Raw genomic sequence first — 24269 nt, 5'->3', positions numbered from 1 at the left:
GTGTGCGTTTTTTAGTGACTTATTTTGAGCCTTTTGGTGCCGATACCGAAAACGCGAGCCGAGAGGCGGCCCTGCGATCTATCCCGCATCTTCACGATATGGTTCTTCCTTGCGAGGTGGACGTCACGACGGTAATGCTGCCGGTGGTTTTCGCGCGCGCTGGGAAAGTGTTGGCTGAGGCAGTGGAGCGTATTCATCCCGATGCGGTCATATCCATCGGGGAGGCCGGTGGCCGCAGCGCCATCACCCCGGAGAGCCAAGCCTTTAATGAAAACCTCGCTCGGATTCCTGATAATGCAGGAGCCCAACCCCACGGCGAACCCATTATTCCCGGCGGTCCAGATATCGCCGTGAACCCCGTGCGGGTGGCAGATATTACCCGCGCTATTAACGAGTCCGGTATTGCTGCGGAAACGAGCCAAGATCCGGGACGCTACCTCTGCAATAACATTGCTTACCGGGTGGCCCGGCTTACGGTTCCCGGCATCTTCATTCACGTGCCGGCCCTGCGCACCGTTGGGACGGCCACGGTGGGTGCGGAAACCGATGCGCCGCCCGCGCCGCAGCCGGCGCCACTAAGCGACACGGGGCGTGCCTCATTGCCCGAAACGGTGTGCAGCGCACCGTTAGGCGAAGGCGCCGCCCCGGTGCTCCCCCGGGGCGCCAGCACCTTCGATGATCTCGGCCTCGGGATTGCCGCCGCGATTGCCGAACTTGCCCGGCAGGTCGCCAAGGCTCGGTAATTTCCCGCACAATGCCCGCACATACTGGAACGGTGCTGGTACTACGCCGGCACCGTGCCAGCGCCCCGGCGCCCCTACTCGCCGTCCAGCCCCGAGGAAGGTAAGTCCACCACGTCGCTCCCGGCGCGGGCCACCGTCCAAGAATTCGCCTGGGCAACGGGGCGGATAACCACCGAATCGATATTGACGTGGGCGGGGCGGGAGAGCATCCACACCACCGTCTCAGCAATATCCTCGGCGAGGAGTGGCTCGGCAACCCCGGCATAAACGTTCTGAGCTGCGGCATCCGAGCCGAGCCGGTTCTTAGAAAACTCCTCCGTCATCACCATGCCAGGGCGCAGTTCCATGAGCCGGACCGGTTCTCCCACCAGTTCCAAACGCAGGGTGTCTTTTATCATGCGTTCGGCGTGCTTGGCCGCCGTGTATCCGGCCCCACCCACGTAGGTTTCCTGCGCCGCCGTGGAGGTCACAAAGAGGATACTTCCGCCATGCTCACGCATATGCGGGAGCAGCGCCCGGGTAAGGCGCAGCGTACCGAGCACGTTCACGCGGTACATCCACTCCCAATCCTCGATTTTCGCCTCCGCCACGCGATCCTGCCCGCGTGCTCCACCGGCGTTATTGACCAGGGCGTCCACGCCGCCGGCTTCCGCCACGGTGGCGGCGAGCCGTGCGACGTCGGCCTCTTTGGTCACGTCCGCCACCACGTAGCTGCACCCGGTTTGCTCGGCGAGCTGGCGGAGCCGATCTTCGCGCCGCGCAGTGGCGATCACCTCCCATCCGGCCGCGCGCAAGGCACGGACGCTCGCCGCCCCAATTCCGCTGGATGCTCCGGTCACGAGTACGCGATGTGACATGTCAAACCCTCCGTTCTGCCGGGTGAGAGCCACGCCGGCCATAAAACACCTTTCTTCAGCCTAAAATAAAACGCGGAGAGCATACCCGGTGTTCGCTCAGCGCCGCTGCGGGAGCACCGGGCCTAGCTGGTAGAAAGGAAGTGCTCGTGATCGGCTTTATCGGAACCGGACATATGGGGGGAGCCCTGGCGCGCGGGGTGCTTGCCGCGGGTGCGGACCCGGCGTCCGTCGTCGTTTCTGCAAAAGATGCGCAGGCGGCGCGCGACTTCGCGAAGGAAACGGGGGCGCGCCCTGCCACCTCAAATACCGAGCTGGTCACGGCCGTGGGGGACGGAATCGTCGTCGTCGCGGTGAAACCGTACGCGGTTGCGGACGTTCTGGAAGAAATTAGCGACGCCGCGCATGCCGCCGGCACCGTTATCGTCTCTATCGCGGCGGGCCTTGAACTTGCCACTCTCGCCCGCCATCTCGCCCCGAGGCAACCGCTCGTGCGCGCCATGCCGAATGTGGCCGCCAGTGTGCGCGCCTCCATGACGGCGCTGTGCTTCTCCAGCTCCGTCACCCCCGCTCAACAGGACGCGGTGCGGGAAGTTTTCGCCGCAGTGGGTGCCCATATCACCCTGGAAGAAAAACATTTTTCCGTCTTTTCTGCGCTCGCCGGCTGCTCCCCGGCGTTCACCTTTACCTATATTGATGCCCTCAAACGCGCCGCCGTTGCTGATGGGCTCCCGGCCGCGCAGGCGGTGCGTATCGCCGCACAGGCGGTGGAAGGTGCGGCGCGCCTGGTGCTCGCAAGTGAACTATCTCCCGCCGACCTGGCCGATACGGTGCAGTCCCCGGGCGGCACCACCGTGGCCGGTGTGGTGGAATTAGAACGTGCCGGTTTCGGGGCGGCCGTCGTGCGCGGCGTGCAGGCCAGTATTGATAAAGATAGGAATCTCAGTTAAATGAACGGTCTATCGATCCTCAGCTTCGCTGGGATTTTCCTGGTGGTGCTGATTCTGTGGGGAATTTCCATGCTGCGCGAGGCACGGTCACTACGTTTTATGCGCACTCACGAATGGACCGCGGAAGAAAAAGAACGCATTTTGGCGGCCGCGGCGGAGGGAACCGCCACCGCCATGCGCGCCGCGAAGAAAATCCACCCCATCTTGACCGCGCGCCACGCTCGCCTCGTGGTGCACGATCTGGAAAGCGAAGCCGCTGAGGCTCGCCGGCGCGCCAAGCACGCCAAACCGGGGACCCGCGCGTCCCGCTCTATCCGCGATACTGACGCAAAGGAGAGGTAGCTCGCCTTTTAACTCCACGTTTTCCAACGGTTCACATTGACTCGATAGATACATATATGGTGAAGCGTCCGCGCTGCGATGCGCCGAGCCATATTTTGACTTCACTACCTGATGGGAACAGATATGAAGCGTTTTGCGGGCGTCGCCCTGCTCGTTGCCGGACTCGCGCTGTCCGGATGCTCAACCAACCCGCCCTCCGGTGAGGCTTCCTCCCCCGCCAGCGGCCCGGCCCCGGTTCAGAATGCGAACCCGGATGCCTCGGTGCACGTTGGTTTTATTTTGGAACCCACCGGGCTGGATCCAACCTCGGTCTCCGGCGCGGCTCTCGATCAACTTGTTATCGATAATGTTTACGAAGGCCTCACCCGCCGCGCTGAAAATGGCGATATTTTGCCAGCTCTGGCCACCTCCTGGGATATTTCCGAAGATGGGCTCAGCTACACTTTCCATCTGCGCGAGGGCGTGAAATTCCACGACGGTTCTGATTTTGATGCCGCGGATGTGGTTGCCACCCTGGAAGCTTCAGCTGCCGAAGGTTCGAAGAATCCCGATCATAAGCTCATGCGCACTTTTAAATCCGCGCAGGCTTCCGACCCGCATACCGTCGTCGTCACCCTATCCGAACCGAATATGAATTTCTTGGACAGCATGTCCACGGATGCCGCCATGATGGTGCCCTCTGATAACACGGTCGATTTGAATAAGGAATCGAATGGCACCGGGCCCTTCACCATCGGTGAATGGAAGACCGGCTCCACCATCACCCTCGAACGCAATGACAATTACTGGGGCGATCCGGCCGGCACCAAGGAAGTGGTCTACCACTATTACGCGGATCAGACCGCCGCTGCGAACGCGCTTGCCTCGGGGCAAATTGATATTCTCACCACCCAAAACACCGATACGGTGGAGCGTTTCGCGGCCGACCCGGCAATTATTACCTCGCAGGGCACGGAAACTTCATGGATGACGCTCGGCTTCAATCACAGCAATCCTGCGCTGGCAAATAAGGATGTGCGCACCGCTATCCGCAAGGGCATCGATAAGGATGGTCTCATTACCGCGCTGGGTGGAAATATGGTGCGGGTCGGCTCCATGGTCTCCCCCGGGATGGCCTGGTGGAGTGATTCCCTCAACGATATTGATTCCTATGATCCGCAAGCCGCCCGTGAACTGCTCAAGAAGGCCGGTGCTGAAAATCTTTCCCTCAACCTGCGGGTAGCCAATAATTACGATTCCGCTATTTCCGAATATGTAGCGGCCCAGCTCAAGGAAATCGGCATTAATGTGACGATTGACCGGATGGAGTTTTCCAGCTGGCTCGATGAGGTCTACCGCGGGGGCAATTACGATATGACGATGGTGCTCCACGTGGATCCGTGGACGCTCACCTACTACTCCAATCCCAGCTACTACTGGCATTACGACAGCGCGGATGCTCAACGCCTCAATAAGGAGGCGATGACCGCCAGCTCGCTGGAGGAACGCGATAAGAAGCTCGGTGAGCTCGCCACCTTCGTGTCCGAAGATGCGGCCTCGGATTGGCTCTACAGCCCCAAGGCCATTATTTTCTCCCGGGAAGGGGTCTCCGGATTCCCGACCAACCGGACCGGTTCTCGCTTCTACGCCGCTGATATTCAGGTTGCGCGTTAATGGCTGAACCACTCGCGCTCGCGCAGGTGCCGGGGGCTAGTGCAGCTCCCGGCACCGTGGACCGCGAAACGGTGCTCCGCACCACGACGTCGCGTGCCGCCCGCATCGTGCTCTCCGCGCTGGGGTGGGCGGTGGCGGCGTTGCTCCTCGCCTCCTTCGTGATTTTCTTCGCGCTTCACACCTTGCCCGGCGATCCGGCCGTTATCATGGGGGGCCTCGATGCCACCGACGCGCAAATTGAAGCAATCCGGGCCGAGCACGGCTGGGATCGTCCCCTCATCGTCCAGTATTTGAGCTGGCTCAGCGCCGCCCTCACCGGCGATTTCGGCATCTCTCCCTTTTCTTCCCTCTCGGTGACCCACGAGCTCGTGACGAAACTCCAGGTCACCGTGCCGCTTGCGCTGATGTCTTTGAGTTTGGCAGTTATTTTTGCTCTCGTGATCGGGGTATATGCCGCGGCTCGCTCCACCACTCTGGCAGGGCGCCTGGTCTCCTGGCTTTCCCAGTTGGGCATCGCCATCCCCACCTTCATCGTGGGAATGCTTCTCGTCATGTACCTGGCAACCCCGCTTCATCTTCCCTCCACCGGATTCCCGCGCGAGGGATGGGGCGATCCGGGAGCGGCGCTCCGTAGTCTCATCCTGCCCGCCATTACCTTGGCGATCCCGCAAACGGCGGGACTGGTGCGCTACGTGCGTTCCGCCGTATTGGAACAGCTTGGCCAAGATTATGTGCGCACCGCCCGTGCCCAGGGGATGAGCCGCCGACGCGCCCTGCTCACCCAGGCGCTGCGGAATGCCTGGCTCCCCCTCCTGGCTGTTATCGCCCTCGATGCAGCGGCCCTCCTTATGGGCACCGTGGTGGTCGAGCAGGTCTTTGCGCTTCCCGGTATCGGGCACCACCTGGTCGCGAGTGTTTCTACCCGCGATATTGTTACCGTTCAAGGCTTCCTCATGGTGCTCTCCGGAGCGGTTATTCTCCTGATGATGCTCTCGAATGTGGCCTCCCGGCTCCTTGACCCGAGAGTGAGGTTGCGATGAGTATTCCTTCTCCGGCCCTGCGGGCCCTCTCCGCTACTTCTCCGTGGCGGGCCCGCTTGCGGGCCCTGCTGCGCAATCCTGCCGGCCTTATCGGCACCGCGGTGGTGCTGGCGGTGCTGGCCACCTTTATTCTTTCTTTCATCTGGGTGCCCTACGATCCGGAAAGCGTGGATTCGCGTGCCTCCTGGGCCCGCCCGAGCGGGGCGCACTGGTTTGGTGCCGATCAGCTGGGGCGCGATATTTTCTCCCTCATGGTGCTGGGTTCACGGGTCACGGTGCTCACCAGCGTCGGAGGAGCTGTGGTGGCTCTGGTGGTCGGGCTGCTCCTCGCCTCGATTATTGTTTATGCCCCGCGGTGGCTCGGTTCCCTGACGGAGCGTCTCACCGATGTGTGGGTGGCTTTCCCCACCCTCATCATCGCCCTCATTCTCGTTACCGCATTTTCCGGTTCCACCCTCACGTCCACCGTTGCCATCGGGTTGGGCTCCGCTCCGGCGGTTACCCGAACCGTGCTGCCTGAATTGCGCCGTGCTACCGCCTCCGATCACGTGCTCCTGGCCGTGGCGGCCGGGGCGCGCTCCTGGTGGATTCTCTCGCGGCATATTTTCCCGGCGATCACTCCCACGCTTATTGTGCGCGTCACCCAAATCATGGGAACAGCCACGCTGGCGGAAGCCGGGCTGTCCTACCTGGGGCTGGGCACCCCTCCCCCCACTCCGTCCTGGGGGCGCATGCTCTCCACCTACCAGAGCTTCATGTATTCCCACCCGACCGTTATTCTTATCCCGGCCACCGCGATTGTCCTGACGATTATCGGATTCAATCTGTTGGGGGACGGACTGCGTGATGTGCTAGATCCGCGTGGAAGGGAAACGCGATGAGTCTTCTTGAGGTACGTGATCTCACCGTGGCTTTCGGTTCCACCGAGGTGGTGCGCGGAGTTTCCTTCACGGTGGAGGCCGGTGAACGGGTCTGCCTCATCGGTGAATCCGGGTCCGGAAAATCGATGACGGCAATGGCAATCCAAGGGCTGCTCCCCCGCGGGGCGCACGTGACCGGTTCGATTCGTTTTGAGGGGTGCGAATTGGTGGGCGCCTCTGATGCGCAGTTCCAGAAAATTCGGGGGCGCCGCATCGGCTGTATTTTTCAAGAACCGCATACGGCGCTCAACCCGGTGGTGCGTATTAAGCACCAGTTGGTGGCGGCCTCGCGTATTCACGCGGGATTAAAAAAATCGGCGACGACGCAGCGGGCCAGCGAGCTGGCCCGCATGGTGGAGCTCCCTAGCCCGGAAAGCATTATTAACCGCTTTCCCCATGAGCTTTCCGGGGGCCAACGCCAGCGCGTGGTTATTGCCATGGCGATGAGTTTGGCACCCGCCCTCCTCATTGCGGACGAGCCGACAACCGCACTGGATGCCACGGTGCAGTCCCATATTTTGCAGCTCATGGATGATGCCGCCCGCGAACATAGCACCGCGGTTCTCATGATTACCCACGATATGGCGGTGGCCTACCACACCTCCGAACGCATCCTCGTACTGCGCCGCGGCGAACTGGTAGAAGAAGGGAGCGCCGCGGATATTTTGCTCCGTCCCGCGCATCCTTATACCCACGATCTTGTAGCAGCGGCCCGCGCCACCAGCTTGCAACGTCCCACGGTGCACGGAGGTGACCAGTCATGACAAGCACACCGGAAAAAACTTGGGATCCACGTGAGGCCGCCCTGCGGATGACTTCTCGGGCACCGCTGGAAAAAGACTGGCCTGTCGAACGCGGGGAGGTCCTATTTAGCTGCCAGAATGTCACCAAATCCTACGGAAGCACCGTGGCTCTGGCACCCACGTCGTTCGAGGTGCGAGCGGGGCGGTCGCTGGGGATTATCGGCGAATCCGGCTCGGGGAAAACCACCTTGAGCCGCATGATGCTCGGCTTACTCGAGCCGAGCGGCGGCTCCATCACCTACCGGGGCCAGGAGGTGCGCTACGGAAAGTTGGGTGTTACCCGCCTGCGCCACGAAGTCCAATTAGTGCTGCAAGATCCTTTTGCTTCCCTCAACCCGCGGATGACGGTGGGCCGGATTGTTGAAGAACCGCTGCGCCTGCTGCGCGTGCCGGGCAAGCACCGGGAGATGGTGCGTGATGCGCTGGCCGCCGTGGATCTCAACCCGGAATGGGGCTCACGCTATCCGCACGAGCTTTCTGGAGGGCAGCGCCAGCGGGTCGCTATTGCGCGCGCCGTGGGTTGCCAACCCAAGGTTCTTATTGCCGATGAACCGGTTTCCGCCCTCGATGTTTCGGTACGAGCCACCGTCCTGGAGCTTCTCCACGACCTGCGTGCCCGCCTGGACCTCACCCTCATTGTGATCTCTCATGATTTGGGCATTGTCCAGAATCTGTGCGAGGACACCCTGGTGCTGCGCGGGGGCACCGTCGTCGAATATGCTCCCACGGCGCAGGTTCTGGAGCATCCGCGTCACCCGGCCACCCGTGAACTTATCGCGGCAGTTCCGCTGCTACCTGATCCACCGCAGCCCGAGACTGCCGCCCTGTCTATCACGCCATCCGAGGGAGACGATGACCTATGAGCTTGCGAATCCTGCACCTCTCCGATACCCATGTGCGGGCCGAGCGTGCCCGCCACTACGGAAAAATTGATACTTCCGGGCTATTAGAAGCGGCTGTTGCGGCCGCCGGCGAGCTCGCGCCCTGCCAGGCCATCGTTGTCTCCGGAGACATTTCCGATGACGGCACCCCCGCTTCCTACGATTTCGCTGCGCGAACCCTTGCACCACTGGCGGAACGGTGGGATGCGCCAGTGGTCTGGGCCTGCGGGAATCACGACCGGCGCCCCGCCATGCGCGAGGCCCTCGATCTGCCCGGCGCACCCATGGACCCTATCTTTTCCGTCACCGATATCACCGTGGCAGAAACACGTTGGCGTTTCGTTGCGGCTGATAGCTCCGTTCCCGGGCGCGGTTTCGGTTACCTGGGAGAACAAATCCACCGCATCGAGGACGCCATCACGAATGCTGATAGCACACCGGGTGCGGAGGGCGTGCCCCGCCCCGGTATCGACACCGCGCCCATCCACTCCGTTCTTGTCCTCCACCACCCGCCCTTGACCGCCCCGACGGTGCTCCACGGGGCGCTGCGTCTCATGGATACCCCGCGCCTGGCGCAGGGCCTGCAATCCTGGGAAGTGGCGCCCGCCGTGGTGCTGGCAGGGCATTACCACCTGGCCGGACGCGGGCGCGCAGGAGGGGTTCCCGTGGTGGTCGGCCCGGCCCTCGCCAACGAAACAACGCTCGGACGGGGCCCCGAATGGGAAAGCGCACGAGCCCGCTCGGCTTTTTCGGTGGTGCAGATCAGCGAGGCCAGTATCCACCAGGACATCACCTACCTGGACGACGCCGCGGCCGCACTGCCCAGCGACATAGAGCCGGGCGAGGAGATCTTTGCCTATAGCCCGGAGGAGGTTGTAGCTATCGGCCGGCGAGCCGGGCGGCCCGGGTGGAGCCCGAGCGATCCGCTCGCCTGGGACGGGCCCGGCTCCTACCTGCTAGAAAATACGCTTTACTCCAGTTCGAAAGGACAGTGATGACTTCCCCACGCTTGCCCCTCGGCCTGCATAATCTTCGTTCCCTGGGAGGAACTCCAGTGGCCGGCGGGCATATCCGCGAGCGCGCCCTGCTGCGTTCCTCAGCGGCTTTCCGCCACGATGAGAGCCTGGGAGATTTTTTGAGAGCGCAGGGCATCACCGGCGTGATTGATTTGCGCGACGACGCCGAACGCGCCGGCACCACCAATTGGGCAGACTACGGGGTGAGCGTTGCCTCCGTGCCTATTTTCAATAATCAGCTTGCCCACCTGGAATGGTCCGAACTTGCCGATTTGTATATGCAGATGGCCCGCAATTTCGGTGGGCAATTAGCGCAGGCGGTCACCGCGGTGGCGGAGCTATCCGCGGAAGGCGGGGTGCTTATCCACTGCACCGCCGGTAAAGACCGCACCGGGGTGGTCACCGGGCTGATCCTCTCCATCCTCGGAGCAAGCCGCGAAACAATCCTGGCTGATTACCTCACCTCCGCCACGGCGCTGGGCGAAAGCTACCAGGAGGATCTTGCCTTCGTTATGGGGCGCGAATATATCCCGGGGGCGGCCGCGCACCGCGCCGTCTACGTGACCGAAGAAGCCTTGAGCGCCGCCACGGTGCGCATTGAGGCGGCCGGCGGGGCGCGCGAATACCTCCTCGGGCACGGGATCGACCCGGCTGTTTTTAATCTGCTGCACGCCCACCTGGTGGAACCGGATACCGGCCTCTAACGGGGCGGTGCGCCATTCTGACGGCCTCGGATACCCGCTACGGCGCCCGAAGCACCGCGCGCCGTAGCTGCGCCGTCGCCCCTCTCACGTACGGCGCAGTTTCCCGCAGTGCACGGAGCGTGAAACAATAGCCCCATGACTAGTTTTAACCAAGAGTCCAAACTCCTCGATCACACGGAGGTACCGGATCGTGCCACTCTCGACGGTCTTGAAACTACCTGGGGCGAACGGTGGGAGGCGGAAGGCACCTACGCCTTTGACCGCACCGCTACCCGTTCCGAAGTCTTTTCTGTAGATACCCCGCCGCCCACGGTCTCCGGCTCGCTGCATATCGGCCACGTTTTTTCCTATACGCACACCGATACCGTGGCCCGCTACCAGCGCATGCGCGGCAAATCAGTGTTCTATCCCATGGGCTGGGATGATAACGGCCTCCCCACCGAACGGCGCGTCCAGAACTACTACGGGGTGCGCGGGGATGCCTCCCTGCCCTACGATCCGAATTTCGTGCCGCCGCACCAGGGGGGCGCAAAATCCATTAAGTACGCGGACCAGGTGCCCATTTCGCGGCGTAATTTCATTGAGCTGTGCTGGAAACTCTCCGAAGAAGACGAAAAGCAATTCGAGGCATTGTGGCGCCACCTGGGGCTATCCGTGGATTGGAAGCAGAATTACCAAACCATCGGAGCAAAGGCCCAGAAGGTAGCCCAAACCGCGTTCTTGCGTAATCTCGCGCGCGGGGAAGCCTACCAGGCGCAGGCCCCGGGCCTGTGGGATATTACGTTCCAGACCGCGGTGGCGCAGGCTGAACTTGAGGCCCGCGATTATCCGGGCGCCTATCATGCACTGGCTTTCCACGGGGAGGGCGAGGATGTGGTGATCGAAACTACCCGCCCGGAGCTGCTGCCCGCCTGCGTGGCCCTCATCGCCCATCCTGATGATGAGCGCTACCAGCACCTTTTCGGCACCACCGTGCGCGTGCCCGTGTTCGAGATGGAGGTGCCCGTTCTCGCCCACCCGAAGGCGGAGATGGATAAGGGTGCCGGTATCGCCATGTGCTGTACCTTCGGCGACGTCACGGACGTGGAGTGGTGGCGCGAATTGCAGCTGCCGCTACGCAGCGTGCTCGGTAAGGATGGCCGGCTCGTGCGCGATATCCCCGAGTGGATTACTTCGGAGGCCGGGCGCGCCATGTACGCGGAGATGGCTGGGAAAACCACGTTCTCGGCGCGTAAGGCTCTGGTGGAGAAACTCAAGGAAACTGGGGAAATGATCGGCGAGGAAAAGCCGACCATGCGTAAAACAAACTTCTTCGAAAAGGGCGATAAGCCTCTCGAAATTGTGACCTCTCGCCAGTGGTATATCCGCAACGGCGGGCGCTCCCACGTGGAGAAAAACGGCAAGGAGCTGCGCGATAACCTCATTGAGGCCGGCAATCAGCTGGCCTTCCACCCCGATTTCATGCACGTGCGCTACGACAACTGGGTCAAGGGCCTCAACTCTGACTGGCTTGTTTCGCGCCAGCGTTTCTTCGGGGTGCCGATTCCGGTGTGGTACGAAATTTCGGAAAATGGCGAAGTGAAGTACGACGCCGTCATCGCCCCGGATGAGGCGAGCCTGCCCGTAGATCCTTCCAGTGATGTGCCGGCCGGGTACACCGAAGATCAACGCGGTAAGCCGGGCGGTTTCGCCGGGGAAACCGATATCTTGGATACCTGGGCAACCTCCTCCCTCTCCCCGCAAATCGCGGGCGGGTGGCTCACCGATGAGGATCTTTTCAAGCGCGTGTACCCCATGGACGTGCGCCCGCAAGGTCAGGATATTATCCGCACCTGGCTCTTCTCCACCGTGGTGCGCGCACACCTCGAATTCGGGGAACTGCCGTGGAAGCACGCGGCGATCTCGGGGTGGATTCTCGATCCGGATCATAAGAAGATGTCCAAATCCAAGGGCAATGTGGTCACCCCCATGGATCTGCTCGTCAAGCACGGTGCGGATGCGGTGCGCTACTGGGCGGCCTCCGCGCGCTTGGGCGTGGACGCTGCCTTTGACGAAAAGCAGATGAAGGTGGGGCGCCGTCTGGCGATGAAGGTGCTCAATGCCTCGAAGTTCGCGCTCGGTATGGGCGGGGCGGGTGCTCCGGTGTGTCTGGATGCTTCTTGCGTAACCGAACCGATTGACCGTGCCCTGCTGGCTGATCTAGCGCGGGTAGTGGAGGAAGCGACCGCCGCCTTTGATGCCTTTGATCACACTCGTGCTCTCGAAGTGGCAGAAACGGCTTTCTGGACCTTCTGTGATGATTACCTGGAACTGGTCAAGGATCGTGCCTACTCGGATAGCCCCGAGGCGCAGAGCGCCCGGGTGACGCTGGCGCTTGCGGTGGATACCTTCCTGCGCTTGCTGGCGCCCTTTATCCCCTACGCCACCGCTGAGGTGTGGAGCTGGTACCGTACCGGCTCGGTGCACCGGGCGGCGTGGCCGGAAGCGGCGCCTTTGCGCGAGGCCGCTGGTTCCGGGAATGCGGAACTGCTCGAGATTGCCGGCCAAGCTCTCACGGTGCTGCGCGGCGTGAAATCCGCAGCGAAGATGTCGCAGCGCACCAGCTTCGCTCGGGTCGAGCTACGTGGGAATACCTCCCTGCTGGAGGAGGTGCGCGCAGACCTGGTGCGCGCCGCCCATGTGCGCGGGGAGCTCCGTTTCACACCGGATACGGAGGCCAGTGAGCAGATCACCATTGGTGATTACGAGCTGGATGAGCCAGAGCCGAAGCGGAAGTAGTACCGCGAGCGCCACGGCGCATCACGCGTAGCGCTACGTACAACTGAGCGAATTCGGGTGGCGGGTCTGCAAGAGCGGGCCCGCCACCCCCGTATTCGCGCTAGAACGCGCCACCAGGTAGCCTTCACCACCACACCGTGTCTTGCGCCCCCACAGGTTGGTCCCGATGATGAGAAGATTCTCATCATTGTTTCCTAGCCCCGTCATCTCGCTCCGGTGTACTAAAGGCATGACAACTCGTGTGAAACTTCTTGCCGTGCTTCTCGGGCTGGCGCTCCTCGGTTTCTTGGGGATGCAGCTTGCTCACGCCGTGAGCGGGAGCGGTACCCAGTCTGTGGGCCCCGCCGTTACCGTCACGGCACCTTCCTCCACTTCCGCTACCACCACCGGTGCTGGCAGCGCCGCTTCGGTTGCTTCGCCCGCACCGACGCGCCCTCCGCTCAACAACGCACAGCGTGCTACCCTGCGCAGTCTTTTGATTGATGTGGCCGAAAATGCGCACCAATTTGCCGGTGGCGCTTCAGATAGTACGACGACGGCGCCCGCGGGCGCCGCACCAGCCCCCGCGAACGTTGCTCCGGCACCTGCTCCTGCTCCGGAACCGGCTGCGCTGGCTCCCGCCCCGCAGCGGGTAGCTCCCGCGCCCGCACGCCCCGTCCCGCCCCAGTACTCCGATGATGATTGGGGCAGCGACGATGACGATGCCGACGATGATTGGGATGATAACGACGACGATGACGATTGGGATGATGGCGACGACTAAATCATCTGAATACCTCGGTGCTACCGCCTGAGCTAGCAGCCCGATCCTTCTCTGAGAAGGCCCCGCGCTGCTCTAGCTCAGGCGGTAGCCCATTCCACGTACCGTTTCGATACGGTCACGCCCGATTTTCCCGCGCAGGTAGCGCACATACACGTCCACCACATTGGAACCTGGATCGAAATCATAGCCCCAAACGCGGGAAAGGAGTTGCTCGCGGGAAAGCACCTGCCCCGGGTGGCGCATAAAGGTTTCCAGCAGGGTAAATTCGCGCGCGGACAGCTCCACCTGTTTCCCACCCACATGGGCGTGGTGGGATAGCAAATCCAGTGTGATGCCGCCGTGGGAAAGCTGGGTGGCAGAGCTAGCTGGTATCGGAGTGGCTGCGGCGTCGCGCAAACGCAAACGGATACGCGCGAGGAGTTCTTCGAAAGAAAAAGGCTTCGCCATGTAATCATCGGCCCCGCCCTCAAGCCCGGCCACGCGGTCTGTCACCGAGGTGCGGGCGGTGAGGAGAATAACCGGAGTGTCCAGCCCCTGACCGCGCAAGCGTTCGAGCACCGCGAAACCGTCGATATCCGGCAGACCAATATCTAAAATAATCAGATCGAACGGGGTATGGACCGCCAGGTCAACAGCCTCCCCGCCGCTTGATGCGGTGGTGGAGGTGTAGCCGGCTGCTCTCACCCCCTTCGCAATAAAGCGGGCAATGCGCTCTTCGTCCTCGACGATGAGGATGGTGCTCATCTTGCTCCCTTCTCCGGTTGTGAGGCTATCACGTTCCCCGGTAAACGCTGGGCAAACTCAGCGTAAACACGGAGCCCTCCCCCAAACGTGAGCGCACCGTTACCTCCCCGCCGTGGGCCCGGGCGATAGAGCTAACAATTGCGAGCCCGAGCCCGGAGCCTTCCGAACGCCCGGTGTTACGCCCGCGCGCGAAGCGCTCCATGATGCGAGCGGTATCCTCCGGGGCGATCCCGCAGCCGGCGTCTTCCACCGTGAAACTCACGCGGCCTCCGGCCACGGTCGAGGAAATCTCTACCGGGGAGCCATCTTCGGAGTATTTGACGGCGTTCGCGGCCAATTGCAGCACTGCCTGGGTAATACGTTCCGGGTCGAGCCATACTTGTCCACGTGCCACCTCGCCGAGGTTCCAGGCGCGCGAGCCCAACCCGGTAGCTTTATCGAAAATCCGCTCGGTGAGCGCGGCAATATCAACTTCGCGAGGTACCACAAAGTCAGCACGCTCGGATTTTGCGAGGGTGAGTAAGTCGCCTACCAGCGAATTCATACGGTCCAGTTCTTCGAGGGCCAGGGCGCGGGTATCCGCGGCGTCACTCGGATCGGCAGCGTCCATGAGTTCCAGATGTCCGCGCACAATCGTGATGGGGGTGCGCAATTCGTGCCCGACGTCATCTAAAAGTTGGCGCTGATCGGCATCCATGGTTTCCAGGGAATCGAGCATAGTATTTATCGCCGTCGAGAGCCGCGCCAGATCGTCACGCCCCTCCACCGGCACCCGGCGGGACAAATCCGCATTCTCGGTAATATTTTCTGCCGTGGCACGCAGCTGCTCCACGGGGCGCAGCAGCTGCCCCACCAGTCGCCACGCGATGGCGACGACGCCGCTCACCGCCACCAGGTAGACCACCGCCAGCACCGTCATAAGGCTCCAGATACGAGCACTGATGACATCAAGAAGGTACACGTGCACCAGCGCGCCGGGCTGCGAGTCGGAGAACTGCACCGGCACCACGATATAGCGATATTCACGCTGCGTACCCGCGTAGGTACCCATCGTGACTTCCCCGCTCCGGGTGAGCGGGAGGAGGTGGCGCACCAGTCCGGAGTCTTCTTCAGGGCGTACCGGGCTGGTATCACCACCCACCCAGGCGACCCGCCCGTCCACGATCCCCATTTCCCCTTCCGCTTCGGAAAGGACGGTGCGCGAAAGATAGGTTTCGATGAGCTGGGATGGCCCGGCGAAAGGCTGCCCGGTTTCCGGATCGACTCCGTTTTCAGCCAGCACCCTAAACTCGTCTGCCACCCGCACCAGGGTGGCATCCACCTGGGCGCGCCACATACGGCTTTCGGTAAGAACAACGGCAACGCCGGTTGCCGCCAGCACAACCGCAACGAGGGCGACCATGGTGGCGGCAATCCGAAAACGAATCGTAATAGGACGTGATGTCACATTGTTTCCCGTTCGACGGCGGCGGGCGGGAGCGGCACGGTGTGCACGCCCGTTCGTTCCAGCTTATTCCATTCGCTGGCTTTTCCGCGCATTTCTAGCCAGATCGCGCGCACCGTCGCGGCGCTCATCATCCAGGAGAAGGGGAGCCACAGGGGCAAGGCGGGAAGAAGACGCAGGTCGCGCCAGGCACGATCCAGGACAAGAGAAAGCACCGTTACCGCGAAGGCGACCACCAGTCCCGCCCCCACCAGTATGTTCATCCAATTCGGAGCCGCCCCGCTAAGTGCTGCAACCGCCCACACCGCGAGGGTGGCTACCTGGAACACCGGGGCGACGAGGAGTGAGAAGAGATTGATAGGCAGGTAGGCGTCAATGGGGCGCCGCCAAGGAGAGGTGAGGCGGGAGCGATGGATACGAGCGGTTTGAATAAGACCCCGTTGCCAGCGCACCCGCTGTTTCCATAATGCCGACAGAGTGGATGGGACTTCGGCCAGTACCAGAGCGTGGGGCGCGAATTCCACGTCCCATCCGGCAAAGTGGATCCGCCAGGTAAGCTCCAGATCCTCCCCCAGGGTATCTTCCCGAAAACCTCCGACCCGGCGCACCGCATCAGCACGGAACGCCCCGGAATTTCCTGCCACGATGGGAAGCATCCCCAGCAAAGCGAGGGCACGGCGCGTCATACCTGTCCCGACGTGGGTCATGAGGGCAAGCAGAGCTGTGAGCGGGCCGGTGATATTGACCGGCTGATCGTTGCCACATACGGCGCCCACCCCAGGATGGCGGAATCCACTCAAAAGCTGCGGGATGGTGGTGGGAGTGAAGAGCCCGTCGGCATCCACGAAAATGAGAATCTCCCCGGTGGCATGAGCGATACCGAGATTGAGGGCGCTGCCTTTCCCTCCGTTGATCTTACTGAGGAAGGTCACGCGCGGATCGCGGGTGAAGGGCGCGGCAACGGCGGCGGTCGCGTCCGTGGAACCATCATCGACGACGATGACCTCCAAACGGCGCCAGCCGGTAGCAAGGATGGAGCGCAGGCAGGCGCCGAGCACCACTTCTTCGTTATAGGCGGGGATAATAATCGACACTTTCGTGTGCGGACCATAGAGGGGGCGGGGGCGTTGGCGCATCTCACCGAGTATGGCGGCCGGGTACATCATCCAGGTCACCGCGGTGAGGATGAGGGTAGGAACGGCAAGAATGAGAAGCAAGGTGGTCATGCGGTCACCTCGATAGCGGAGTGAGGTGCCGAAGTGGCCTCCGCGGGTGCGTAAGCGTCCAGGAGCGCGTCCAACAATTCTGGTGCGTGAGCGCTATGTGCGCCGAAACGGGCATTGATTTCGATGAGCGCGGGGCGGCCCTGAGTATCGCGGCGAATATCAACGTCGGCCGCGCCGTTCACGCCCACCGCCCGCGCCGCCGCGAGCGCTAGCTCGGCAACATCTGGGGCTTTCACGCGCCGGACCCCGGTCGCGTTTCCGTGCTGCCCGGAGGCCAGACTGGTTTTCTCTAGCACGACCACGGTGGCGGTGTGCCCCGATGCGGGAAGAGGAAGGTAGAGCTGCGCGCAGTATTCGGTTCCGGGGAGGAAGGCGGAGACCATCTCGGTTTCCCGCAATGGCACGGTGGGTGGGAATGTTGTTTCCAGGCGTACCCCGCGCCCGCCACGTGCGACCCGCGGGCGTACCACGTAGGGGAATCCGAGCCAGTAGGCACCTTCTTCGGTGAGTGCGGGGCCTTCCAGACTCCGGGGCACGGCCAGGCCGAGGCTGTCTGCTACCCGATGGGTGAGCCATTTATCGGCAGCAATAGCCACCGCTGCGGTGGGTGAAACCGCAATGCGGGCCCGATGGAGCAGCGCACTGCGCAGCGGAGCGAGGATAGAAAGTTCTTCATCCACGGTGGGGATGATGAGGTCAATCGAATACTCCTCGCAGATGGCGGCCAGGGCGCTAACAAAATCCGGAGCTGTGGCCGGCGGGCACGGGAGGATCCGCGCACCGTCGGTACGGGGGCGAGGCGCCATATCGACGCCGAGCACGGGGATTCGCCGGGCATCCAGCTGGGTGAGAAGGGAGGAGCCAGCCGGGCCGCTGGCCCCGGTAACGAGCACTCGCGGGCAGGAAGTAAGAGCGGAATGAGTCATCGTGATTGATCCTTCGATAATAGTGGAGAGACGGCGCGACACGGTGCGCCACACGGCGCGGCGCAGCGCCGCGGGATGGGTACCTACCCGGGCTTAGAGCACACCGCGGAAAGCGGGAATACGCACCGCTTCAAAAGCCTCGGCGGCCTCCATTTTGGCTTGTTCGCCACGGAAATTAGCTTTGGCGGTGAGCACGTCGCCAGCCATATACGGTTTGTCCATCTGGTCGGCGTGGATGGCCACCCCGGCGCTTTTCACCCCGGTGTACTCGGTGATATCCACGAAGACCTGCGGGGAAAAGTTCGCGGTAGCCGAGGGCGATTCGTAGCAGAGAATCGCCGGGTGGCGCCGCCCGGCCCTCATGGTGGCGCGGTGCACGGCGGTGTGGTCCTGGTGTTGATCGTGGGCCGAATGCGTGAAAATAATATCCGGGTTGAGGGTTCGGATTTTTTCTTCGATGGCGCTGGTGAGAGTATTTTCGTGATCAGCTAGCTGAGTATCGGGCAGGCCGAGAGTGCGCAAGGTGGTCACCCCGAGGAAAGTACCGGCGCGCTGGGCTTCCCCGGCCCGCTCCCCGGCATTACCTCCCACCGCACCATCCGCGGCCACGATGGCATGAATTTCATGCCCGGCATCGGCCAACCGAGCCAAGGTACCCCCGCAGGCCAATTCCAGATCATCGGGATGTGCCCCGACGGCGAGGATACGGCGCGTGGGCCCCGCCGCCCCCACCGGAATCCAACCACTCACCAAGAGAACAAACTGGGTAACCAGCGCCGCAACGGAGCCCAGGCTCACCCACCGCTCCAGGTTCCCGGGCGCATCCCCACCTAACAAGGCGATATTAGCCGGGACGAGAAGGAAGGCACTTCCCAGCGTGAAAAGCTGGAGGGGCCGGAAGGCGCGGATGCGTCGTCGTACTGAAGTTTCAAGAAGAACAACGGACAGTGCCGTCACCAAAAGGAGCACGGCAAGAAGAGCATTCATGGAGATCGTCATGGCTCCAGTGTTCCGCCCCGTGTTAATATCGCGGTGAGGAGGTGATGAGAACTCTCTCATCGCGCCTCCACCCCCGTTTCCCGCGCGTGCCGTACACTTTACTTACTCACGCGTAACCTTGAGGAGAATCATGGCCGAAATCGAGCGGACTGAAGTTTTCACTCCCGGAAAGATTCATATCACCGATGAAATGACGATTCCGTGGGTTTTCCGTAATATCGCACGCGAGCAGCCCGAGCGCACCGTGGTGGCGCGCAAGGCCTCGTTGGGGCAATGGGTGCCGGTGGCGTGGCGGACTTTCGAATCCGAATATCGTGCCCTGGCACGCGGCTTTATCGCCATGGGCGTCCAGCCCGGGGATCGTATCGCACTCATGTGCCACACTCGCTACGAATTCTGCGTGGTTGATTTCGCGCTGTGGTCCATTGGCGCGATGGCCGTCACCGTGTATGAAACTGATTCCACGGAGCAGGCTCGCTGGATTGTGGAAGATGCGCACTGCCGCTTCGCCGTCGTTGAAAACCAGCAGATGGCCGCGGTTATGGCGCCCTTCCGTTCCGATTTTGATTTCTTTAGCGATATTTTCGTTATTTCTGACGATGACTTGGCCCGGATTTCCGCGCGTGGCACCATGGATCTCGATGCTGAGATTGACCGCCGTATCGATGCGATGCATGCCGACGACGAAGCTACCGTCATCTATACCTCCGGCTCGACAGGCCGGCCTAAGGGCGTGGTTCTCAGCCACCGCAACCTGCTGCACGTAGTTATTAATGGGCCGCTGGATGATAACCTCGCCCCGATCCTCTCCGGCGAGAAGCGCACCCTCCTCTTCCTGCCCATGGCCCATGTTTTCGCACGCTTTATTAACCTGGTGGCCTTCTACGCGGGTAATACCATCGGGCACTGCCCCGATACCCATAACCTCGTTGAGGATATGAAGTCCTTCAAGCCGCATTATATTTTGGCGGTACCGCGCGTTTTCGAGAAGATCTACAACGCGGCGGATGCCCAGGCCACAGGTGTGAAGCAAAAGATTTTCCGCTATTACGCCAAGGTGGCTATCGCCTATTCGCGGGCCCTGGATAGCGCGGCCGGGCCGTCTCTGGCGCTGCGAGCTCAGCATGAAGTGGGTGAGCGCCTCGTCTACTCCAAGATTAAGGAGATTACCGGCGGGAACCTCGAGAATGTGATTTCCGGGGGTGCGCCGCTGGGCGCACGGCTGGGGCATTTCTTCCGCGGCATCGGGATTAACATTTTTGAAGGATACGGGGCAACGGAAACGTCCGCACCGACCACCGTGAACCGCTTCAACCACCAGCGGATCGGTTCGGTGGGGCCGGCGTATCCCGGCTGCCACGTCGCGATTGATACCGACGGTGAAGTGCTGGTCAAGGGCGATCATGTTTTCCACAAGTACCTGAATAACCCGGAAGAAACCGCCAAGGCATTTACCGAGGACGGCTGGTATCGCACCGGCGATCTCGGCAAGATCGAAGATGGCTTCGTGTGGATTACCGGGCGGAAGAAGGAACTTATTGTGACCGCCGGCGGGAAGAACGTCTCCCCCGCGATCCTGGAGGATCGGCTGCGCGGCCACCCGCTTATTTCGCAGGTGGTTGTGGTGGGCGATCAGCGGCCTTTCGTGGGCGCCCTCATCACCCTGGATTCAGAGATGCTGCCCATCTGGCTGAAGAATAAGAATCTGCCGGCCATGTCCGTTTCGGAAGCCGTGCATGATCCGCAGATTATCGCCGCGGTGGACCGCGCCATTAAGCGCACCAACGAAGCGGTATCCCGCGCGGAATCTATCCGTAAATTCGTTATTCTCCCCATTGATTTCACCCCGGAGAACGGCTACCTCACCGCTTCTCTCAAGGTGAAGCGCACCGCGGTGCTCCGTGATTTCGCCACCGTGATCGGGCGCGATATTTACGGGGACAAGGGCGATAAGAACCGCGATTAGGTCATAGTTCAGCTACGAGGCGGGGCGGGGGCTTCTTAGTCCACGCCCCGCCTCGTTTCACCTCGCGTCGTGCGAAGCTAGTCCGCGCCGGCACCGCCAGCCGCGCGCTCATCACCACTGGCTTCGTGCTGATCACCGCCAGCCTCGTGCTGATCACCGCCAACCTGCGCGGCGCGGGAAACACGGGAAGCGTGGGAAATACGCTGGTGATCCGCTACAGCCCGCGAGGTGATGACATTATGCACCCGCACCGCAAATTCGGGATCTAGCCCCACCTCGCGCGCCAGTTCAGCAATTCGAGCATGCTGCACACCTTCGCGCGCCATATCGCGGGCGGGAAGCCGGTAGCGATCCTTGAGGCGCCCCACGGCGTCGGTTATCTGCTTACGTTGCCCCAACAGCTCAATTAGCTGGGAGTCCAAAACGTCCAGACGCGCCCGCAAAGCACCAAGTTCCGCGGTGCACCGCTCTTCTTCCGCATGGCGCTGCGCCCCTTCGCTGCCCACTAGGCGCTCTTCCGTTGCGCAGCGGAAACGATCTCCACAGCCGCACCGTCGGTGACCGCCGCGCGGGTAACAATCACTTCCCGGACATCCTTACGGGAAGGCACATCAAACATGGCCGGGCCGAGTACCCGCTCCATAATGGAGCGCAGCCCGCGCGCCCCGGTGCCCCGTTCCATCGCTTCGCGCGCCATGGCGCGCAGCGCCTCATCCTGGAAGGTCAGGCGCACCCCGTCCAGCTCGAACATGCGAGTGTACTGTTTGACCAGGGCGTTGCGCGGCTCGGTAAGAATCTGCACCAGGTCGTCTTCGCCCAGCGCCTCCACCGTTGCGATAACGGGCAGGCGCCCCACCAGCTCCGGAATAAGGCCGTACTTATGGAGATCCTCCGGGGTGACCTGCGAGAGCATCGTCGAACTGGCCTCGGCGTCGTGCAATTGCGCCCCGAAACCGATACCGTGGCGCCCTACGCGGGTAGAAATAACATCCTCCAAACCCGCAAAGGCCCCGGCGCATATAAAAAGAATATTCGAGGTATTGATCTGGAGATAGTCCTGTTGGGGATGCTTACGCCCGCCCTGCGGAGGCACCGCCGCAACCGTACCCTCCACGATCTTGAGAAGCGCCTGCTGCACGCCCTCCCCCGACACATCCCGGGTAATGGAGGGATTCTCAGATTTGCGCGTGATTTTATCGATTTCGTCGATGTAAATAATGCCAGATTCGGCCTTTTTCACATCATCACCGGCAGCCTGCACGAGCCGCAATAAAATATTCTCGACGTCTTCACCCACGTACCCGGCCTCTGTAAGAGAGGTGGCATCCGCGATCGCGAAGGGCACATCGAGCATCCGCGCAAGCGACTGGGCGAGATACGTTTTCCCAGTACCGGTGGGGCCGAGCAGCAAAATATTAGATTTGCCGAGCTCAACAGTATCCTCACCATCAGCGGGACGCGGCGCGGCTTTAGCGCGCAACCGCTTGTAGTGGTTGTACACGGCGACGGCGAGCGTGCGCTTCGCGGCCTCCTGCCCCACCACGTACTCGTTTAAAAACGCGTAAATATCTGCGGGAACGGGAAGCTCATTCGGGGAAAAACCATCGTTTTCCTTCCCGAATTCCTCGGCGATAATCTCATTGCACAGCTCGATGCATTCATTGCAAATGTAGACACCCGAGCCGGTGATAAGTTTCTTCACCTGGCGTTGGGTTTTCTGGCAGAACGAACACTTGAGAGCTTCTGCTGCATCGACGGTCGCCATGTTCCTCCTTGCCTCGCGGCCGCGCCGTACGCGCGTCTTCCCTATTCCACCGCATCTGCGCTCAAAGGTCACGTTCCCACGCGGGGCGCGCACGGTGAGTGAGATGTACGACGGCGCAGCTCCCGCGCCGCACCCGCCGCCCATGCAGGTGGGCGGGCAGGAGCACCTGGCCCCTACCCGCCCATGATACGCGCTCCCGCCCCAGCTATAGCCCGGAGCGTATACGCGCGATTCCTTTTAACCGTTGGTTACGGTATCCGCATTTTTACGCGATTCGAGCACATTGTCCACCAGGCCGTAGTCCTTGGCCTGCTGGGCGGTGAGGATCTTATCGCGCTGGATATCTGCCCGTACCTCATCGGGAGACTTCCCGCTGTGGTGGGCCAGGGTGTTGACCAGCCATTCCGTCATGCGGTCAAGTTCATCGGCCACGATAGAAATATCGGTGGCCTGCCCCTGCATCCCCTCCATTGCGGGCTGGTGGATGAGCACCCGCGCATTGGGGAGCGCCAGGCGCCGGCCCGGAGAGCCGGCCGCCAGCAACACCGCCGCCGCGGAGGCAGCCTGGCCCAGGCACACGGTCTGGATCTGCGGCTTGATGTACTGCATGGTGTCGTAAATAGCCGTGAGCGCGGTGAAGGAACCACCCGGGGAGTTGATGTACATGGTCACCGGGGAGTTCGGGTCCATCGATTCGAGGACGAGCAGCTGGGCCATCACATCATCCGCGGAAGCATCATCCACCTGCACCCCGAGGAAAATAATGCGATCCTCGAAAAGTTTGGTGTAGGGGTTGGAACGCTTGTATCCGTAGGGGGTGCGCTCTTCGAAATCGGGAAGGACGTAGCGGTTGGAGGGCATCGGGCCCGCGCTACCGTGGCCGAAGCCAGCGGTGGGAACGCGACCGGCGGCCATCATGGCGGGCAGATTACCCGCGGCTCGGAAATTCATCGTCATGAGAGCTCCTCCCCCGCGTGGCTGGCTTCGAGTGCGCCGTCGTTACTATCGTTATTCGGCTTCTTGAGCATGACCTGCGAGTTGGAAATAATGTGGTCCACGAAGCCGTATTCCAGTGCTTCCTGCGCGGTGAACCAGTGGTCACGTTCGGAATCTTCCAGGATCTGCTCCAGTGACTTGCCGGTGTGCTTCGCGTTGAGCCCGGCTAGTTCTTCCTTCATCTGCAAGATGAGGTTGGCATTGATACGGATATCAGCTGCCACCCCGCCGGCGCCGCCCGACGGCTGATGCATGAGAACGCGAGTATGCGGAGTGATATAACGCTTACCCTTGGTACCGGCTGAAAGCAGGAATTGGCCCATCGAGGCCGCCATGCCCATAGCCACGGTGACAACATCCGGTTGAACATACTGCATGGTGTCAAAAATGGCCATACCCGCGGTGACCGAGCCACCCGGAGAATTAATGTATAGGTAAATATCGCTCTCCGGATCCTCCGCGGCAAGGAGCATCATCTGGGCGCAAATCTGATTCGCATTATCATCGCGAACCTCCGAGCCGAGCCAAATGATGCGTTCCTTGAGGAGGCGCTGGTAAACAGCATCGCCGAATGCTGAAGGCTGGTTATTATCCCGGCCTTCCATGCGAGGTGATGTGGTCACGGTTTTCCTTCCTCGGAACCCCCACGCGGAGATTCCATACTCGTATGCGACTTTAACGCCCGCGGGCCGCCGCGATCATCCTGGCTCGAGACTTTTTCGCTGATGGCGCATGGTTGGCGCCGTCACGGTGCCG

23 protein-coding genes and 1 pseudogene are annotated in these 24269 nt (G+C 61.8%); 13 read left to right on the top strand and 11 right to left on the bottom strand.

What is annotated here, in order from left to right; all coding sequences use genetic code 11:
• Positions 1-14 precede the first annotated feature (14 nt).
• Complete coding sequence (locus DDD64_RS03160; protein ID WP_164545892.1) at positions 15-743, top strand: pyroglutamyl-peptidase I; 729 nt, start codon at positions 15-17, stop codon at positions 741-743.
• Positions 744-817: 74 nt separating this feature from the next.
• On the opposite strand, the gene DDD64_RS03155 is transcribed toward DDD64_RS03160, so the two are convergent.
• A complete protein-coding gene (locus DDD64_RS03155) occupies positions 818-1600 on the bottom strand; it encodes an SDR family oxidoreductase (RefSeq protein WP_126134991.1) in 783 nt (260 codons plus the stop codon).
• A gap of 146 nt (positions 1601-1746) precedes the next feature.
• On the opposite strand from DDD64_RS03155, the gene proC reads away from it, so the two are divergent.
• The 10 genes from proC to valS all read left to right on the top strand — a co-directional run bounded on the left by proC (position 1747) and on the right by valS (position 12684).
• Positions 1747-2547, top strand: coding sequence for a pyrroline-5-carboxylate reductase (gene proC, locus DDD64_RS03150; RefSeq protein WP_126134990.1), 801 nt, complete (start codon positions 1747-1749; stop codon positions 2545-2547).
• Positions 2548-2889, top strand: coding sequence for a hypothetical protein (locus DDD64_RS03145; RefSeq protein ID WP_126134989.1), 342 nt, complete (start codon positions 2548-2550; stop codon positions 2887-2889).
• Positions 2890-3012: 123 nt separating this feature from the next.
• A complete protein-coding gene (locus DDD64_RS03140; RefSeq protein WP_164545891.1) occupies positions 3013-4542 on the top strand; it encodes an ABC transporter substrate-binding protein in 1530 nt (509 codons plus the stop codon).
• A complete protein-coding gene (locus tag DDD64_RS03135) occupies positions 4542-5582 on the top strand; it encodes an ABC transporter permease (RefSeq protein ID WP_126134987.1) in 1041 nt (346 codons plus the stop codon). Before DDD64_RS03140 ends, DDD64_RS03135 begins: the two co-directional genes overlap by 1 nt.
• Positions 5579-6463, top strand: a complete 885-nt coding sequence (locus DDD64_RS03130) for an ABC transporter permease (RefSeq protein ID WP_126134986.1) — start codon at positions 5579-5581, stop codon at positions 6461-6463. The genes DDD64_RS03135 and DDD64_RS03130 overlap by 4 nt, the downstream gene beginning before the upstream one ends.
• The gene (locus DDD64_RS03125; RefSeq protein ID WP_126134985.1) at positions 6460-7266 is read left to right on the top strand and encodes an ABC transporter ATP-binding protein; all 807 of its coding nucleotides are present in this window, start codon (positions 6460-6462) and stop codon (positions 7264-7266) included. The genes DDD64_RS03130 and DDD64_RS03125 overlap by 4 nt, the downstream gene beginning before the upstream one ends.
• Positions 7263-8168: an ABC transporter ATP-binding protein gene (locus DDD64_RS03120; RefSeq protein WP_126134984.1), complete on the top strand. Its 906-nt coding sequence runs from the start codon at positions 7263-7265 to the stop codon at positions 8166-8168. The genes DDD64_RS03125 and DDD64_RS03120 overlap by 4 nt, the downstream gene beginning before the upstream one ends.
• Positions 8165-9181 (top strand): metallophosphoesterase, encoded by a 1017-nt coding sequence (locus DDD64_RS03115; protein ID WP_126134983.1) that lies wholly within the window; start codon positions 8165-8167, stop codon positions 9179-9181. The genes DDD64_RS03120 and DDD64_RS03115 overlap by 4 nt, the downstream gene beginning before the upstream one ends.
• Positions 9181-9906: a tyrosine-protein phosphatase gene (locus DDD64_RS03110; protein ID WP_126134982.1), complete on the top strand. Its 726-nt coding sequence runs from the start codon at positions 9181-9183 to the stop codon at positions 9904-9906. Before DDD64_RS03115 ends, DDD64_RS03110 begins: the two co-directional genes overlap by 1 nt.
• 135 nt (positions 9907-10041) lie before the next feature.
• Positions 10042-12684, top strand: coding sequence for a valine--tRNA ligase (valS, locus tag DDD64_RS03105; protein WP_126134981.1), 2643 nt, complete (start codon positions 10042-10044; stop codon positions 12682-12684).
• A 33-nt stretch (positions 12685-12717) separates the two neighbouring features.
• Here the strand turns inward: valS and DDD64_RS08895 are convergent, their stop codons facing one another.
• The gene (locus DDD64_RS08895; RefSeq protein WP_126134980.1) at positions 12718-12915 is read right to left on the bottom strand and encodes a hypothetical protein; all 198 of its coding nucleotides are present in this window, start codon (positions 12913-12915) and stop codon (positions 12718-12720) included.
• On the opposite strand from DDD64_RS08895, the gene DDD64_RS03095 reads away from it, so the two are divergent.
• Complete coding sequence (locus DDD64_RS03095) at positions 12914-13447, top strand: hypothetical protein (protein ID WP_126134979.1); 534 nt, start codon at positions 12914-12916, stop codon at positions 13445-13447. The genes DDD64_RS08895 and DDD64_RS03095 overlap by 2 nt on opposite strands.
• Positions 13448-13519: 72 nt before the next feature.
• On the opposite strand, the gene DDD64_RS03090 is transcribed toward DDD64_RS03095, so the two are convergent.
• The 5 genes from DDD64_RS03090 to DDD64_RS03070 form a co-directional block, all read right to left on the bottom strand.
• The gene (locus DDD64_RS03090; RefSeq protein ID WP_126134978.1) at positions 13520-14191 is read right to left on the bottom strand and encodes a response regulator transcription factor; all 672 of its coding nucleotides are present in this window, start codon (positions 14189-14191) and stop codon (positions 13520-13522) included.
• A 28-nt stretch (positions 14192-14219) separates the two neighbouring features.
• Positions 14220-15638: a sensor histidine kinase gene (locus DDD64_RS03085; RefSeq protein WP_126134977.1), complete on the bottom strand. Its 1419-nt coding sequence runs from the start codon at positions 15636-15638 to the stop codon at positions 14220-14222.
• The gene (locus DDD64_RS03080) at positions 15635-16861 is read right to left on the bottom strand and encodes a glycosyltransferase family 2 protein (RefSeq protein WP_126134976.1); all 1227 of its coding nucleotides are present in this window, start codon (positions 16859-16861) and stop codon (positions 15635-15637) included. The genes DDD64_RS03085 and DDD64_RS03080 overlap by 4 nt, the downstream gene beginning before the upstream one ends.
• The gene (locus tag DDD64_RS03075; RefSeq protein ID WP_126134975.1) at positions 16858-17787 is read right to left on the bottom strand and encodes an ATP-grasp domain-containing protein; all 930 of its coding nucleotides are present in this window, start codon (positions 17785-17787) and stop codon (positions 16858-16860) included. Before DDD64_RS03075 ends, DDD64_RS03080 begins: the two co-directional genes overlap by 4 nt.
• Positions 17788-17880: 93 nt before the next feature.
• On the bottom strand, positions 17881-18786 hold the full coding sequence (locus tag DDD64_RS03070; protein WP_164545890.1) for a PIG-L deacetylase family protein: 906 nt from the start codon (positions 18784-18786) through the stop codon (positions 17881-17883).
• A 130-nt stretch (positions 18787-18916) separates the two neighbouring features.
• Here DDD64_RS03070 and DDD64_RS03065 point away from each other — a divergent pair, with 130 nt between their 5' ends.
• Complete coding sequence (locus DDD64_RS03065; RefSeq protein ID WP_126134973.1) at positions 18917-20752, top strand: AMP-dependent synthetase/ligase; 1836 nt, start codon at positions 18917-18919, stop codon at positions 20750-20752.
• Between the two features lie 227 nt (positions 20753-20979).
• Here DDD64_RS03065 and DDD64_RS09175 read toward each other — a convergent pair.
• From DDD64_RS09175 to DDD64_RS03045, 4 genes and pseudogenes are all read right to left on the bottom strand, one after another.
• Positions 20980-21258 (bottom strand): annotated as a pseudogene (locus DDD64_RS09175) (chorismate mutase); the annotation flags it as partial.
• The gene (clpX, locus tag DDD64_RS03055) at positions 21258-22517 is read right to left on the bottom strand and encodes an ATP-dependent Clp protease ATP-binding subunit ClpX (RefSeq protein ID WP_126134971.1); all 1260 of its coding nucleotides are present in this window, start codon (positions 22515-22517) and stop codon (positions 21258-21260) included. The pseudogene DDD64_RS09175 and the gene clpX, both read right to left, overlap by 1 nt.
• A 237-nt stretch (positions 22518-22754) precedes the next feature.
• Positions 22755-23432: an ATP-dependent Clp protease proteolytic subunit gene (locus tag DDD64_RS03050; RefSeq protein WP_375712894.1), complete on the bottom strand. Its 678-nt coding sequence runs from the start codon at positions 23430-23432 to the stop codon at positions 22755-22757.
• Positions 23433-23470: 38 nt separating this feature from the next.
• Positions 23471-24118 carry a ClpP family protease gene (locus DDD64_RS03045; RefSeq protein WP_126135012.1) on the bottom strand — a complete coding sequence of 216 codons (648 nt, stop codon included), beginning with the start codon at positions 24116-24118 and terminating at the stop codon, positions 23471-23473.
• Between the last annotated feature and the right edge of the window lie 151 nt (positions 24119-24269).

The sequence above is a fragment of the Actinotignum sanguinis genome (genome assembly GCF_003957255.1).
In the GTDB taxonomy this organism is placed as follows: domain Bacteria; phylum Actinomycetota; class Actinomycetes; order Actinomycetales; family Actinomycetaceae; genus Actinotignum; species Actinotignum sanguinis.
Note: the sequence above shows the minus strand (reverse complement) of the source record. Positions and strands in the feature narration are given on the sequence as shown.